Annotated in this window: 15 protein-coding genes; all 15 read left to right on the forward strand. The window is 44.0% G+C overall.

Going from position 1 to position 14,290, the window contains the following annotated elements:
* The first annotated feature begins 683 nt into the window (after positions 1 to 683).
* The 15 genes from P3339_RS05660 (at position 684) to P3339_RS05730 (ending at position 14,122) form a co-directional block, all read left to right on the forward strand.
* On the forward strand, positions 684 to 1,751 hold the full coding sequence (locus P3339_RS05660; protein ID WP_282952668.1) for a 3-deoxy-7-phosphoheptulonate synthase: 1,068 nt from the start codon (positions 684 to 686) through the stop codon (positions 1,749 to 1,751).
* Between the two features lie 207 nt (positions 1,752 to 1,958).
* Positions 1,959 to 2,633 carry a class I SAM-dependent methyltransferase gene (locus tag P3339_RS05665; protein WP_020412649.1) on the forward strand — a complete coding sequence of 225 codons (675 nt, stop codon included), beginning with the start codon at positions 1,959 to 1,961 and terminating at the stop codon, positions 2,631 to 2,633.
* Positions 2,634 to 2,659: 26 nt separating this feature from the next.
* Positions 2,660 to 2,881, forward strand: coding sequence for a hypothetical protein (locus P3339_RS05670; RefSeq protein WP_282952669.1), 222 nt, complete (start codon positions 2,660 to 2,662; stop codon positions 2,879 to 2,881).
* The gene (locus tag P3339_RS05675; RefSeq protein ID WP_282953556.1) at positions 2,881 to 4,098 is read left to right on the forward strand and encodes an MFS transporter; all 1,218 of its coding nucleotides are present in this window, start codon (positions 2,881 to 2,883) and stop codon (positions 4,096 to 4,098) included. Before P3339_RS05670 ends, P3339_RS05675 begins: the two co-directional genes overlap by 1 nt.
* Positions 4,095 to 5,276: an SDR family NAD(P)-dependent oxidoreductase gene (locus P3339_RS05680; RefSeq protein ID WP_282952670.1), complete on the forward strand. Its 1,182-nt coding sequence runs from the start codon at positions 4,095 to 4,097 to the stop codon at positions 5,274 to 5,276. The genes P3339_RS05675 and P3339_RS05680 overlap by 4 nt, the downstream gene beginning before the upstream one ends.
* Before the next feature lie 92 nt (positions 5,277 to 5,368).
* Positions 5,369 to 6,073 (forward strand): acyl-CoA dehydrogenase family protein, encoded by a 705-nt coding sequence (locus P3339_RS05685; RefSeq protein ID WP_282952671.1) that lies wholly within the window; start codon positions 5,369 to 5,371, stop codon positions 6,071 to 6,073.
* A 148-nt stretch (positions 6,074 to 6,221) separates the two neighbouring features.
* Positions 6,222 to 7,778: an AMP-binding protein gene (locus P3339_RS05690; RefSeq protein ID WP_282952672.1), complete on the forward strand. Its 1,557-nt coding sequence runs from the start codon at positions 6,222 to 6,224 to the stop codon at positions 7,776 to 7,778.
* On the forward strand, positions 7,759 to 8,046 hold the full coding sequence (locus tag P3339_RS05695) for a phosphopantetheine-binding protein (protein ID WP_020412654.1): 288 nt from the start codon (positions 7,759 to 7,761) through the stop codon (positions 8,044 to 8,046). Before P3339_RS05690 ends, P3339_RS05695 begins: the two co-directional genes overlap by 20 nt.
* Positions 8,043 to 9,077 (forward strand): 3-oxoacyl-[acyl-carrier-protein] synthase III C-terminal domain-containing protein, encoded by a 1,035-nt coding sequence (locus tag P3339_RS05700; RefSeq protein WP_282952673.1) that lies wholly within the window; start codon positions 8,043 to 8,045, stop codon positions 9,075 to 9,077. The genes P3339_RS05695 and P3339_RS05700 overlap by 4 nt, the downstream gene beginning before the upstream one ends.
* A 31-nt stretch (positions 9,078 to 9,108) precedes the next feature.
* A complete protein-coding gene (locus P3339_RS05705; RefSeq protein ID WP_282952674.1) occupies positions 9,109 to 9,711 on the forward strand; it encodes a hypothetical protein in 603 nt (200 codons plus the stop codon).
* On the forward strand, positions 9,675 to 10,706 hold the full coding sequence (locus P3339_RS05710) for an MBL fold metallo-hydrolase (protein WP_282952675.1): 1,032 nt from the start codon (positions 9,675 to 9,677) through the stop codon (positions 10,704 to 10,706). Before P3339_RS05705 ends, P3339_RS05710 begins: the two co-directional genes overlap by 37 nt.
* Before the next feature lie 57 nt (positions 10,707 to 10,763).
* Positions 10,764 to 11,222, forward strand: coding sequence for a PhzA/PhzB family protein (locus P3339_RS05715; RefSeq protein WP_020412657.1), 459 nt, complete (start codon positions 10,764 to 10,766; stop codon positions 11,220 to 11,222).
* Between the two features lie 103 nt (positions 11,223 to 11,325).
* Positions 11,326 to 11,946: an isochorismatase family protein gene (locus P3339_RS05720; RefSeq protein WP_020412658.1), complete on the forward strand. Its 621-nt coding sequence runs from the start codon at positions 11,326 to 11,328 to the stop codon at positions 11,944 to 11,946.
* Entirely contained in the window at positions 11,943 to 13,844 is a 1,902-nt protein-coding gene (locus tag P3339_RS05725) for an anthranilate synthase family protein (RefSeq protein ID WP_282952676.1), read from the forward strand. The genes P3339_RS05720 and P3339_RS05725 overlap by 4 nt, the downstream gene beginning before the upstream one ends.
* On the forward strand, positions 13,829 to 14,122 hold the full coding sequence (locus P3339_RS05730; RefSeq protein ID WP_020412660.1) for a hypothetical protein: 294 nt from the start codon (positions 13,829 to 13,831) through the stop codon (positions 14,120 to 14,122). Before P3339_RS05725 ends, P3339_RS05730 begins: the two co-directional genes overlap by 16 nt.
* Positions 14,123 to 14,290 lie beyond the last annotated feature (168 nt).

The raw sequence follows: 14,290 nt of genomic DNA on the forward strand, positions 1-14,290 counted from the left end.
AGGTGGAGGTATTTGCCATGGTGGAATTTGAAATTCGCACCGATGTTTCATTATAAGATTTAATTCTATGAATATCTAGAAAGGTGAAGCGGTTGCTCAAAATGATAACCGTTAAGTGAGTTATGTGTGCTTGCTTTTTATAGTTAAGGGTGAAATTTCTCCACAGAAAAAAAGTATATGACGGTGTTTTGTAATGAAACTGTATATTTTGAATGATAATTTCATCTGAGTTAGCTAGAGCATAGTTTCTTTATAAAGTAATAAGGTTATTATCGATTCATTGCAGGATGCTGTGAAATATTAAAGTGTTGCAATTTACCAAGCCTGAGTTGGTATATAGTAATAATGTCAATATGGCTTTAAGTGTCGGTCATATAAAATTATTTTTATAAAATGGAAGAGTGTAATGCATATTCTTATTGTGAAAACTGATAGTTTTCTTATAAAGAAGAACTAGTCGCTTGTCTGTGACTCTCGTGCAGAAAACACTCTAATTGTGAATTGATTTAAATCAAGAGTACATTATGTAAGATTTAATTTTTTGTACTGACAGGATTCCTTTTTTGTTGATCTGGGATTTTCATTCTGGTAGGGATTCATTTGTATTTTAAATTTCACATAGTGGTTAAAGGTATTTTATAGATTGTAAAGTTGGTTTCTATTGTTGAATAAGGATTGTTGATATGCTCGATGTTCTTGTGCCAAGTCAAACCAATAACCTGAATTTTGTTTCAGCTAATCGCATCGTAAGCCCGAGAAAACTCTGGTCCGCCTATCCTGTTAGCGTTGATGTGGCTGATTTTATTCAGCGCTCCAGGCAATCAATAACCGAGATTTTACATGGGAAAGACCCGCGATTTTTAGTAATTGTGGGGCCTTGTTCAATTCATGATATCGATGCCGCCAAGGAATATGCGAGTCGCCTCAAGTCCCTGAGTGACAATTACAGTGAAAATCTACTAATTGTTATGCGGGTCTATTTTGAAAAACCAAGGACGACAGTTGGCTGGAAAGGATTTATCAATGATCCTAAGTTAGATAGCTCCTTTGATGTGGAAGCTGGTCTAACCGCCGCCAGAAAACTATTGATCAACCTGGCGGAGCTTGAAATTCCCGTAGCAACGGAAGTATTGGACCCGGTAACACCTCAGTATCTGGGAGATTTAATAAGCTGGGCGGCCATCGGTGCCAGAACCACTGAGTCACAGACCCATCGTGAAATGGTTAGTGGGTTATCCATGCCGGTTGGATTCAAGAATAATACCGATGGAAATATTCAGGTAGCCATGAACGCCATGAAGTCTGCGTCTGGAAAACACAGTTTTCTTGGAATCGACTCAGATGGAAGAATTTCAGTGATCAACAGCCTGGGAAACCTGAATACTCATATTGTTTTAAGAGGTGGGGAGAATCCCAACTACGAGAAACGAGCAGTCGAAGAGGTAGCTCGCACTCTATCCGAAGCAAGGCTGCCCAGTAATTTGGTAATTGACTGCAGCCATGCAAATTCCAATTACGATTTCAGGCAGCAGAGGGTGGTTGTCGATAACCTTATTCAACAACTAAAACACAGTAATAGCTCAGTTGTCGGATTAATGTTGGAAAGTAACCTTAATGAAGGTAAGCAAGCCATTCATTTACCAAAGGATATGATGAAATACGGTGTTTCAGTCACCGACGGCTGTATTGGTTGGGATGAGACAATTGATATCATTTCCCAGGTTAATGACGTTTTTATCCAGCGCCAGTAAAAAATATTTCCATTTATCTCAAACTGAACTCTAGCCGGTATTTGGAGCTAACCTGTTGGGCTGATATCCATTTGGCCTTAAAGTTTGGATGTTCTATACGAGGTTGGTTCGGTTGAAGTTAAATGAATGCCAAGACAGGAATATTTCGATATAGATTAAATATTCTATTCAAAATATATCGGGCCAAATAGAATTTAAGGATATCTTATGAGCGAATATGATCATGCTGATTTCAATGGTGTGTATGAAGGCAAATCATTAATCGGGAGTGCAGAAATAACGAGCGTTCCCTGGGAAATCGGAGTACCGCAACCCGCGGTTTGCGAAATTCTTGATAGAGCTCATCCCGGTCGCCTGTTGGATATCGGCTGTGGTCTTGGTCGAAACGCAAAAGCAGCTGCTGATCGAGGTTATCAAGTGATAGCAATAGATACTTCTTCTACAGCGATTGAGAAATGCCGGGAAGTATATCCTGATTCTGGCATATCGTTTGAGGTACGTGATGCTTGCAATACGGGTTTGCAGTCGGGGTTCAACTTCATTTTGGATTCGGCAGTTTATCATGCCATACCTGCAGATAAGCGCATCGCCTATTTAGAGGAAATGCGCCGACTGGCCACAAAAGAAACGGTTTTTCATTTGATTACTTTCGCACCCTCGAGACTAGGAATGCCCAAGCCCCTGGCTAACGAACTATCTGAGATTGCAGCTAGTGTTGAGGCCAGTGGCTGGAGCATAAAGTGTGTGGACAGAGTTGAATACAAAGGGAATGCTGCCGCTATTGAAGACTTCCAGAGAAAGAAAGGGTTAAGGATTGAGAAGGATAGTCATGGCAGGACAAGACTACCCGCATGGCATTTAACCCTTCAAGCTTCCGTATAGAAATTCACCAACAAGGAAAAAGAAGAGTGAAATATAAGCACATTTCTTTTGTTGGGCTATGCCTTGGTTTTTTTATTGTCATGATGGATATGACCACTGTGCCATTGATGTACACAACTCTGATGGATGAATTCACGGTCAGTCCAGCCAGGGTTGCCTGGGTCAATAATATTTATCTTATCACTTATGCTGCATCTCTTCTTTTGGGGGGCGGCTCGGAGATTCGGCAGATAGAAAAATTGTATTAATAGGTGCACTTCTGGTTTTGGGTTTGGGGGCTGCGATTAGTGGGGCAGGACAAACCTTTGTAGAGGTTATTGTTGGGCGGGCATTGATGGGAATTGGCGCTGGCTTTTTGACATCTCAAAGCATGGCCTACATTTCTATCCTCTTTGCTAAAGGGGGACGGGGGACAGCGTTAGGGATTTGGGGTGCAGTTGCAGGAATTGCAACTGCTACCGGTCCGGTGATTACACAATTACTATTAACGACTGCGGATTGGCGTTGGGTAATGTGGATTAATATTCCTTTTGTGCTGGCCGCTTTAGTTATCGCCCTGCGGTGTTTGCCCAGTGATCCCGGTAGTGGTATCCGACTATCGGAAACCTTTGCCAGTGCAGTTTATGGGCTCTGTTTGGCTGGTGTAATTATAGGTATTCACTATATCAGTGTCGCGGGGATATTACGGGGAGTAGGTATAGCTTTGATATTAATCGGAGCTGCAGTCATTGCTATTTTGATTCGCAAAGAAGTGAAGAATAAAAGTGCTTACATTTTATCCCCTGAGTTGTGGTTTGACGGTACTTTTTTCAGGATCTGTTTTATTTCGGGATTACTGGGATTAGGGGTCGCTAGCTTCTATTTACCATTAGCTTTCCTCCTGGATGTATGCATGAACTTTGGTCCAGTGGCTATCAGTGTACTAATGATGACAATCGCCCTGTCCAACGCCGTGGTGGGCCCCTACGCTGGCCATCTATCCGATCGTATAAAACCTGAAGGAATAGTTAGAAGTGGTTTGATGTTATTTGCTCTTGCCAATGGGTTACTGGGTTTTATTGGTGTTCTTATGCCGGGAGGAACAGTCACTTTTATAGCGCTTTTCCTGGTCATGATGATCGGAGGGGCGGGTACCGGCCTGGCCTTTGCACCGCTCGCCAACTTGGCACTTAGCAGGGTTAGCTTTGAGGCTCTGGGGCGGGCCGCAGCATTTTTTAACTCTATACGTCAGGCGTTGAGTGCTATGGGGGCAGTTATAGTGGCAATTCTTTTTGACTGGATTGTACGGCTGAAATTAGGAATTGATCTCGAGATAACTGCTACCAATCTCCGGGAGTCTCCGGGTATCACGGGATTAGCAACGTTGGTGTGCTTCCTATTGATTGCTCTGGGCTTATCAATTGCGGCCTATCTGTCTCGAAGCAGTAGGCAGGATTCAGTACAGGGGGAGGTTTTAAATACATGAATATTTGGGTGCTAAGTGGATGTTCAAGTGGGCTGGGTCGTTGCTGGACAGATTCGATCATTAGGGATCGTGGTGAACCGGTTATTGGTATTACTCGCTCTGATAATGCTGCTGGAGCAATGTTGGAGGAATACAAAGATCTCTTTGTGCCGTGTATTGCAGATGTCAGAGATTCATTCACACTAAGCGAAAAATTACATCAAGCGGTTAAGGAAGTTGGAAAACCAACGCGGGTAGTCACTGCTGCCGGTTTCGCACAATTTGGAACACTGGAGGACTTGTCCAGCGAGCAAATCAGGGAGCAGTTTAAAACGAATGTTGAGGGTACGCTTAATGTAATTCGGCCACTAATACCAATGATGCGTGAGGGCGAAGCGTCACGAATATTACTGGTTTCGAGTATGAGTGGTGTGGCCTGCTGGCCTCTTTTAGGTGCGTATCAAATTAGTAAATATGCTATTGAAGCTATAGCCGATACCTTGCGTCTTGAACTACAGGATTTTGGAATTCAAGTGGGTTGTATTGAACCCGGCCCCCATAAAACCGGGTGGGCGACGACTTACGCCCGCCGCCAGGAAACCCGGTCCGAATATAATAAACAAGATCTTGTCAGTCGATCCTCATGTGGTTACACCATTAATGATCCGGCAGCGAGTCTGCCCTTCTTTTGGAAAATATTTGATTCGTCAGTGATGCCTAAACGTATGGCGACATCGCCTGAGTTTGTTGATTTTGCCATAAAAGAGGCACAGGAAAAATTAGAGATTGGAGATCCGCGCATGTCGATTAAATTGAATGCTTTACCACTGTCAAGTACTGACAACGATATTGAAATTGAGAGAGTAGTTAGTACTTTTTCTGAGGGGGATCGGGAAGAGCTGTCGAGTGGTTTGATAGAAGTGCTTGGTTCCTCTGACATCGTAAAAATCCTGGATGAAAACAGAGATTCTGGCCCGGGGTCATTACGTGAAGTTCTTCGTGTTTGCCGAATTCTCGGGAAGACCGATGCATCTCTAGCATGGATTGCCGGTGTATCCAATTCAGCGTGGACTATGCGTGGTTGTTTTCATTCGCTAGAGGCACAGCCCTACTCCATGGAGCGGAATAAAATTCTGGCCATGGTACTTGGGCGACCAGGGTTGCTGAAAAAAATCCCACATCGAATCAATGGCTTCTAAATGGTGAATGGCGATACGCATCAGGATCGACCTATGCCAGTTATTTTTTCTGTCTGGCGACCGTTGAAGGTGCGGATACCCAAGATATTCAAGTGGTCGCTGTTCCCGCAGAGCAGCTGGATGTAGCTGCAAGTTGGAACTCAGCTGGCTTGCGAGGTACGCAAAGTCTCACAGTGCGGGCTAGGGATATTGAGATCCCCAATAGTAATGTGGAGAACTATTCTCATATTCTCTCCGGTGAGAATCGTAGGTTAAATGCGTTAGCTGGCAGGGAAGAACATGCATCCTACGGAGGTCTTTTCACTGGTGTACTGATGAATTGCCTGGTGGGTTCTATGCTCGGCGCGACAGAAGCAGGTTTGGAGTATGTTGCAGCCGCTGCCGGAAAACACCCTGTTCTTGGTAGTACCTATACATCAATGAGCGATTCGGGGGCTATCAGGTCTGAAATAGGGCGACTTTGGAGCAGTTTTGATATCTACCAGCGGGCAGCGGAATTTAATGCTGACACCATTGACCATGCTGCGCGAGAGCCAGAAATAACATTAACGACTGAAGATCGGGTTGCTATTCGTGGACGTGCGACACAGATCATGCGTGGTTGTTTGTCGATTGTTCAAGACCTGCTTTGGATATATGGAGCTTCGGGACTGGATAAAGGCAGCCCTTTGGAACGAATCTGGAGGGACGTTAATGTGGGAGCCCGCCATGGTGGATTTTCCAAATTTGTACCAGAAGAAGCCATTGGTCTATCAAGAGTTGAGCGTGATCCTAAAGAGCTTACGCGAATGTTTTAACCCGTTTATTCATTAACTTTAGTTAAAAATCCGTCCTACGAATATCGCGTATTTAAGTGGGTACTTGGGAATACTGTTTAGGTCAGAGGTCGTCCTGTTCTGTAGAGCCTAGCCGTGACAGTACAACTGTTTAAGCAGAAGAAAGAGTATGGAAGCGTATAGAGAAACGGTGATGCAGCTGGGTTTTGGGCTACAACCTGTAGTTGAGGCATTAAATAAGGCCCTGGAGGAGAACCCGGAGGCTCCTGCTGTAATACATAACGATAAGGTGAGATCATATCGCCAACTCTGTGAGTCCGCACAAAATATTGCTACCCAATTAACAGAGATGGCTATCTTACCGGGTGAGCGCCTGGCTTTGGATATACCTCGATCCATAGCGCTATATGAGTTGATGCTTGGCTGTTTGATCACGGGCGTATCCTTTATGTCATTACCCCGGGGCTTCGATAAATCCGAACAGCTTCAGGAAGCTAAAAGAGCAAATTGTGTGGGTATCCTGACAGATACTGAATTACCACTTAATGGTGGCCTTTCATTAAGAGGAATTGGGACCTTCTGGAAGTTACCCGAATCAAACCGGGGTCTGGTAAGAAGTGATATCGCCGGTGATGAAGTCTATTGCGTGAGAACCTCTGGTACAACAGGTGAACCCAAAATTGTACCTATTATGCGTGGCCAGCTCTCCTCCTTTTTGGAAAATTCCCAAAAAGCATTGAAAATTGACCTGTATGCTAAATGGTTGTGGACTCACGATCTCTCTTTTGACTACGCGATATGGGAAACCTTTGGATGCTTGGTTCATTGCGGGTGTCTGGTAGTTCTGGATGAAAATAAAAAGCGTGACGCCAGATCTACACAAAGGTTGATGGCTAAAGCGGGAATAAATGTATTGTCGGTGACGCCCTCTGAATTCCGCTACCTGTTCTCCAGTGAAGCAGGATCTGTAAATTGGGAGGACTACCCTTTAACGGAAATCCTATTTGCAGGAGAGAAGCTGTCAACCAGTACTTTTTCACCCTTCTTTAACCAGTTATACAAAGCGAAGGTGAGGCTAATTAACGCCTACGGACCTTCGGAGACAACGGTGTTTTGCGCAACTCATGTTGTCACCAAAGGTGACCTGGCTCTGGAGTCGATACCTATCGGCAAGCCTTTTCCCGGCATTAAATTTGAATTGCTGAATTCTAATGATCTGGAAGCCGAAAATTTGGAGCTTAATGGAGTTGACGTTCAGGATTTGGAATTCGGCGAGCTTAAAATTTGTGGTGCACAAGTATTTGCGGGCTATGAAGGTGGAGAGCCTCTAACCGACGGATATCAATCTGGGGATATATGCAGGCTCGACGAACAGGGCAGATTTGTTTTTATCGGCCGATCCAGTGGTTACCAAAAAATTAACGGTTTTCGTGTAGAGCCATACGAAATTGAGGAGTATTTACAGTCCCATGAGAAAGTAGATGAGGCTGTGGTTTGGGTCGAGAATACCAGCAATCAAGGAGATCTGTTATTGGCCTGTGTTAGGGGATGCAGAGATGTTGAACTTTCAACGCGGGAGCTACGACTGGCCTGCTCAAAGCTACCGCCTTACTTAAGGCCCAGTCGATATAGATTGTTTGATGATAAACAATGGCCGATTAACGAAAGAGGAAAAACCGACAGAATGTCGTTAAGGAGGAGTATGTATGAACAGGAAGAGTACTGATCAAAAAGCGCTAATTCGCGAGGTAGAGCAGCTCCTAAATGAAACGGACGTTCGGCCAACTGATAATTTTATTGAACTGGGTGGGAACTCATTCCTGGCACTTCAGCTCGCGATCAATTTGAAGGACAGGGACAATATTGAGGTTGATGTGGCTCGGCTGTTAGGTAATACCCTGGAATGCGTTTTGATAACGACTGATGTAGAACGTGACAAAACTCAATCTATTCAAACGATCTGTGGACAAACTACTGTGGAGGTCGTGGAATGAGAATGATTGGACTTGGCCATGTCCTGGCTAAACCTCATCGATTGGAGGATTTGGACCATCCTAATGAAATGCATCTGAGGGCAATTCGACACGCCGGATATGACAAATATTGGGTGCACAATGGCAGTGTCCGAGAGTTCGGCGCTCAGGCTGTCGTCAAAGCTTTGGATGAGTCAGGATATAGCGTCGATGATATTGGTTTTATAGTTGGTGGCCAATCCAATGTACCAGATTTCATTGGTATCGACTTCGCATGCCAGATTGGTGCTGAGTTGGGAGGCCTACAAGTTAAAACCCTAAACCTGGTGGAAGGCTGTGGCTCCAGTATCAGTGCCTGGATTAGTGCTAGCGCCCTGATAGACAGTTTGGAAGTGGGGCAAGTGGGTGTGATTGTGCATGCCCAACGCGTTAGTGAGCCTCACCTTGACCGGTTCGGATTAATGAATGCGATTCTCACAGATGGCGCTGTGGCTGCCATTGTGAGCAAATCTGATTCGCCGACGAAAGGGTGTAGTTTTTACTATAGGGGAGGTCGTGATATCTCTGAAACCCGCTTCGTGGATATGATGCGAATCGAGCGGGGTGGAGGTCTAAATCCGGTACTACTGCCCAATCATGACAGTCGCGAGGACCAACTCGGTCGTGAAAGGGTAATGGATCTCTATCGTTTTTCCGGTAGTGATCTCGAAGGTTTTCTGAAACTACGTGCTGATAATACTCTTCAAATGATTGAATCCTGTATGGCTGAAGCGGGGTGGAGTTTAAAATCTGAATTTACCCTCTTACATACATTAGAAGGTCGGCAAAGTATGGAGAGTCTGGCATCAAGGCTAGGGATACCATTGGATAAAACCAACGCAGATCTAGTGGCGGAAATCGGCCATATGGGCAGCGCTGAGCAGTTAATTTCTCTCGATATCAAGCGGAAGCAGGGAAATATCCACCCAGGTGATCGGATTGTGCTGAGCGCAATTTCAAGTGGCATGAAGTGGGGATGTTTTTTACTGGAATGTGAAAACCCCAACAAATAAAAATCTGACTAGATCAAAATAGGGATGTTGGATGTCTAGTGACTTGATATACCTGAAAGAAGAAGCCTATTTCGAACCTTTAGTTAATCACTGGTTTGCATGGTCTTATTTAATTCCGCCGGTTCAGGCCGCACGTTACATGGCCATTACGCACAAAAGGATTATGTCTTCTTTTGTTGAAAATGCCAGAGTTCACATTATGGCAGCACAAGTGCCTGCTCTTACGGGTGGAGAATTTCTTAATGCCCGAGCTGACCAGGTGGAAGATATTAAATCACTGTTGCTTGAACTGGAAAATCAACTTACCGATGTACTAGAACTTTCTGAAGCGGTTGAAGAACTGGATAAATTAATCCGTGCCCATAGTGACGGAAAATCGATTGAATACCTGTATAAAAAAACTCCAGAGCCTCTAAGGGGGTTCATTGAGATTGTACAGGACATCAATCACAATCCGGGTTATCGTTTAATAGAACCTTTACTCTATCATTCAAAACACTATCGAAAATCACTACAAAGTGTTTACTTTGGTTTGCTTTCCAAGGTGGGGGAAAGACCATTCTGTTTCTCTACCCCCGTCTGGCCGATGAGAATCATATGCAATGGATGGTCGATTTCTGCACGCCAGAGGTAGACTTAATAATTAAATCACGTACAGAAGGAATAGTGCGGGAAGTAGCTGAAGCTATATTTTCAAGAACCGAAGTGCGTGGCGGACTACATTACAATGAATTGTTTACCTCGCAACCGCCGACAAGACGTCATAAGCCAATATCTGATGGTGGAGTAAAATTAACTTTTCTCGGTCATGCCTCATTTATGCTGGAAACCCGTTCGATTAATATTTTAATAGATCCGGTAATTCCTGTTAGAGGTGAACATTATGCCGATGATGTTATCAGTTACTCTGAGCTACCTGAGACAATTAACTATATCTGTATTACCCATAATCATCACGATCATTTCAATCTGGAAACTTTACTACAGTTACGTCATAAAGCGGATAAACTGATTCTACCCGTTAATAATGGTGGAACAATAATTGACCCCTCCATGAAACTAATCGCCCAACAGCTGGGCTTTAAAGTGATAGAGGTGGGCGACATTGAGGAAGTTGAAGTTTCTGATGGAAAAATAAAGGCGATACCTTTTTTGGGAGAGCACGGCGATCTTAATATACGTTCAAAAACCGTTTGGTATATTGAGCTTATGGGTAAGAAATTCTTATTTGGCGCCGATGCCAATAATAGCGATCCAGTAATGTATCGCCATGTTCATAAGTTGGTTGGGGATGTTGATGTTCTGGCTATTGGCATGGAATGTGTTGGGGCGCCTTATACATGGATTTATGGTGCGCTTAACACTGAGCCTGTGAGTAAAGATATCAGTCATTCACGCCGCTTAAACGGCTCAAATGCTGAGCAGGCATATCATATGGTTGAAACCTTCAACGCCCGGCAGGTTTTTCTTTATGCCATGGGATTAGAACCCTGGTACAAATATTTTATGGGTCTGGATTATAAAGATAATTCAGAGCAAATTATTGAATCTGACAAGATGATTAAGCTATGCAGCGATAAAGGAGTAGCTTGCCAGCGACTGGTAGGAAAAAACGTTACTTTTTACTGATAGGGCATCAACGGTGTTCCCTTCGTAAATTTGTTCTACATCATAGGAGATGACTACATGACTCAAGATGAGCAAAGACAACACAATCGTCGTATTGTTGAAAAGTATATGAATACCCAGGGACAAGATCGATTAAAGCGCCATGAACTGTTTACTGAAGATGGCTGCGGAGGTCTTTGGACCACCGATACTGGTGAGCCCATTATGATACGCAGCAAAAAACTTTTAGCGGAGCATGCTGTATGGTCTCTCAAGTGCTTTCCTGACTGGCTTTGGTTCAACATTAAAATATTTGATGGCCAGAACCCGGATTTCTTTTGGGTAGAGTGTGATGGCAAAGGCCGTATCTGTTTCGAAGGGTATCCAGAAGGTTTCTATGAAAATCATTTTATCCATAGCTTTGAATTTGAGAACGGTAAAATAAAAATTCAACGTGAATTTATGAACCCCTGCAAGCAGTTCGAGGCATTGGGTATTGCGGTACCTCAGATTGTTAGGGCAGGCATACCGGCTTGATTTAGATTGTTTCAAGGGCGAGCAGCTTATTTTACTGCTAAGCCAGAATTATTTTCTTCTTGAAAATATATAATTAAGAGGCTACGGCAATGTGGGGCGGGGCATGAGTATTCCAAGAATCGAGAATTACACACTTCAAGCGTCGGATTTAAGTGCAGACAATATTGTTAATTGGAGCAAAGTAAATAGTCGCAGTATTTTGCTGGTTCATGACATGCAGCAATATTTTCTGAAGATGTTTCCGAACCCACTACGTAGAGCACTGATTGAAAATTGTCAGGCGCTTGTTTTGTACGCAAGAAAACATAACATACCAGTGGTTTATACGGCGCAATGCGGAGATATGTCGGAGAAACAGCGGGGGCTTCTTTTTGATATTTGGGGAAAGGGGATGAGCAACAGTCCTGAGCATACCGCTATTACTGAGGAAATTGCACCTAGGGAAGAAGACTCGGTGCTGGCCAAGTGGCGTTATAGTGCGTTCCATGCCACTTCCCTTGATGATATTTTTCATAATACACACCGTGATCAAATTATTATTTGTGGTGTTTTCGCTCATATTGGGGTTCTCGCTAGTGCTGTGGATGCTTATTCAAGAGATATAGAGGTCTTTCTCGTTCAGGATTCTATTGCTGACTTTTCCAAGCAGGACCATTTGCAAGCATTAAATTATGCGGCGGAATGTTGCGCTAAAGTATTGCCAACAGAGGAGGTATGCCAATGACCTTTGATGGCGCCGCCAATGCATCGAATGTTTTACAAAATGTTATTGATGGTCATTATGATGCCTATGCATTGGTTTACCGACCCGAGCGATATAAACAACCGACACTTGAGGTTTTGACGGGAACCGAGCGCATACTGGAAAATCTGGCTGAACTGGAACTCATTCAGGAAGAGCAGAAAAATACATGTCGTTGGGGAACACTTGTTGTTACCCCATATCGTCAGATTGAAGAACGTGGTTTTACAGTTATCGATGATCAAGTGCCTTTTCGGGCACTTGACGTTGATCAATATAGAACAATACCGCTCGAAACAGGCCTGTCTGAATTACCGGATGTCCCCGTCAATCTCAGAGATGCTCACTTTATACCCGATGATGCAAGTTATGAAAATATAGTAAGGGCAGTGATCGAACAGGAAATTGGAACGGGAGAAGGAGCAAATTTTGTAATCAAGCGTACCTTTACTGGTGAGCTAGCTGATTACAAGGATCACGTTGGATTGACTATTTTCCGCAACTTGGTAAAGCAGGAAAAGGGAGCTTACTGGCTATTTTTTATCAGAATGGGCGATCTTACTTTAGTAGGCGCCTCCCCGGAAATGCATATAAAACTTAATTCGAAATCGCTTTCCATGACGCCTATCAGTGGTACCTACCGATTTCCCTCCTTGGGTCCGACCCAGGATGGACTTTTGGAATTTCTGAATAATGGCAAGGAGGAAGATGAGTTATCAATGGTTCTTGATGAAGAACTGAAAATGATGACTCATATATGTTCTTCCGAAGTCATTGCAAAGGGTCCCTATCTTATTCAGATGTCCCAATTAGCTCATGTTGGTTACCGAATTGAAGGTTCCACGGATTTGCCACTTTCTGAAATATTGAAGCGATCGATGTTTGCACCAACGGTAACTGGCAGTCCTCTTCAAAATGCTACCAGGGTGATAGCCCGCTATGAAACCAGTGGGCGTTCCTACTACAGTGGTTTTGCAGCGATGATCGAAAATAATGATTGTGGGACTTTGCTAGACTCGGCAATTCTTATCCGTACCGCTGAGATATTAAAGAGTGGAGATATGAGAGTAGGAGTAGGTGCTACTTTGGTACGCGATTCTGACCCTCACTCGGAAACTAAAGAAACAGCGGCGAAAGCTGCTGCACTTCAAGCTGCCATGGGTGTCAGTGCAATGGATTCCCTGGCAAAGAAGGAGTGTATTGGCCAGTCTCTACTTAATAGAAATAAACGTCTATCCAGTTTTTGGTTGAGTGGGACTTCAGGTATGAACGATCCTACTTTGGAGCAGGATGAGAGGCTTACAGTTACGATTCTTGATAATGAAGATGCATTCACTTCAATGATGGAGTACCAACTGCGCGCTGCAGGTTTAAAGGTTAAGGTCGTGCCTCACACCTTAATTAATTCAGTTACAGATTCCGAACTTATTATTGTAGGGCCAGGTCCTGGTGATCCATGTAATCACAACGATCCACGGGTTGTTGCCAGTCGACGTGTGATGACTGAAGCTTGGGAAAATAATCAACCTTTTGTTTCTATCTGTTTTGGTCACCAGATTTTATGCTCGCTTCTAGGTTTACCGATAAAGCCACTTGAACAGCCTAATCAGGGGCTGCAGAAGCAGATTTCTATCTTTGGAAAAACAGAGACAGTCGGCTTTTACAACACATTTACTGCGATATCTGACACGGATTATATCGAAAGTCCAGTGGGTAAAGTACGTATTTATCGTGATCCGGGGTCAAACCAGGTTCACGGGTTACAAGGGCCCAACTTTTGCTCGATGCAATTCCATCCTGAATCAGTATTGACAATGGATGGCTTCAGAATTCTGAGGGATGCCGTTTTATCAATGAGGGTTGAATGCGTATTGAACTAGCCTGGTGGGATCTTGATGATAATGATCCCGCGCCCGATGAGCTTAAGGGCTGTTTAACCGATGAAGTTCTCAAGGAATGGGAGCTTGTGCCTAATATGATAACGAAGCTTTGGCTTGTCTCAGAGGACACTCCCCGCTGGGGTGCTTTAATGATCTGGTGTGGAGATAAACCTAATCTCTCTGATATGCCACCTAATATCTCAGCGGAAATTATTAACAGACCGCCTGATCATCGAATAGCCTTTGATGTGTGCTTTGAAAGCAAACCAGCTGGATAGAAATTCATAGGGCATAGCATCAAAGAATGGCATTAGCCCTTTGCAGGAACTGCAACGCAGTAACCGTGACCTTTAAGGCCCACTCTTCGGGGCTTGCGGAGCGATTCACACCCCGCATTGCGACTTCTTGAAAGGTCTAGATATTCCTGCGAAGCCGCGCCTTAATTT

The sequence above is a fragment of the Microbulbifer sp. MLAF003 genome (assembly GCF_030012965.1).
GTDB classification, from domain to species: domain Bacteria; phylum Pseudomonadota; class Gammaproteobacteria; order Pseudomonadales; family Cellvibrionaceae; genus Microbulbifer; species Microbulbifer variabilis.

Bases quoted from the DNA above. Each gene is read 5' to 3' on its own strand.
- P3339_RS05660 (WP_282952668.1), top strand. From the start codon at position 684: ATGCTCGATGTTCTTGTGCCAAGTCAAACCAATAACCTGAATTTTGTT.
- P3339_RS05665 (WP_020412649.1), top strand. From the start codon at position 1,959: ATGAGCGAATATGATCATGCTGATTTCAATGGTGTGTATGAAGGCAAA.
- P3339_RS05680 (WP_282952670.1), top strand. From the start codon at position 4,095: ATGAATATTTGGGTGCTAAGTGGATGTTCAAGTGGGCTGGGTCGTTGC.
- P3339_RS05690 (WP_282952672.1), top strand. From the start codon at position 6,222: ATGGAAGCGTATAGAGAAACGGTGATGCAGCTGGGTTTTGGGCTACAA.
- P3339_RS05695 (WP_020412654.1), top strand. From the start codon at position 7,759: ATGAACAGGAAGAGTACTGATCAAAAAGCGCTAATTCGCGAGGTAGAG.
- P3339_RS05700 (WP_282952673.1), top strand. From the start codon at position 8,043: ATGAGAATGATTGGACTTGGCCATGTCCTGGCTAAACCTCATCGATTG.
- P3339_RS05705 (WP_282952674.1), top strand. From the start codon at position 9,109: ATGTCTAGTGACTTGATATACCTGAAAGAAGAAGCCTATTTCGAACCT.
- P3339_RS05710 (WP_282952675.1), top strand. From the start codon at position 9,675: ATGCAATGGATGGTCGATTTCTGCACGCCAGAGGTAGACTTAATAATT.
- P3339_RS05715 (WP_020412657.1), top strand. From the start codon at position 10,764: ATGACTCAAGATGAGCAAAGACAACACAATCGTCGTATTGTTGAAAAG.
- P3339_RS05720 (WP_020412658.1), top strand. From the start codon at position 11,326: ATGAGTATTCCAAGAATCGAGAATTACACACTTCAAGCGTCGGATTTA.
- P3339_RS05725 (WP_282952676.1), top strand. From the start codon at position 11,943: ATGACCTTTGATGGCGCCGCCAATGCATCGAATGTTTTACAAAATGTT.
- P3339_RS05730 (WP_020412660.1), top strand. From the start codon at position 13,829: ATGCGTATTGAACTAGCCTGGTGGGATCTTGATGATAATGATCCCGCG.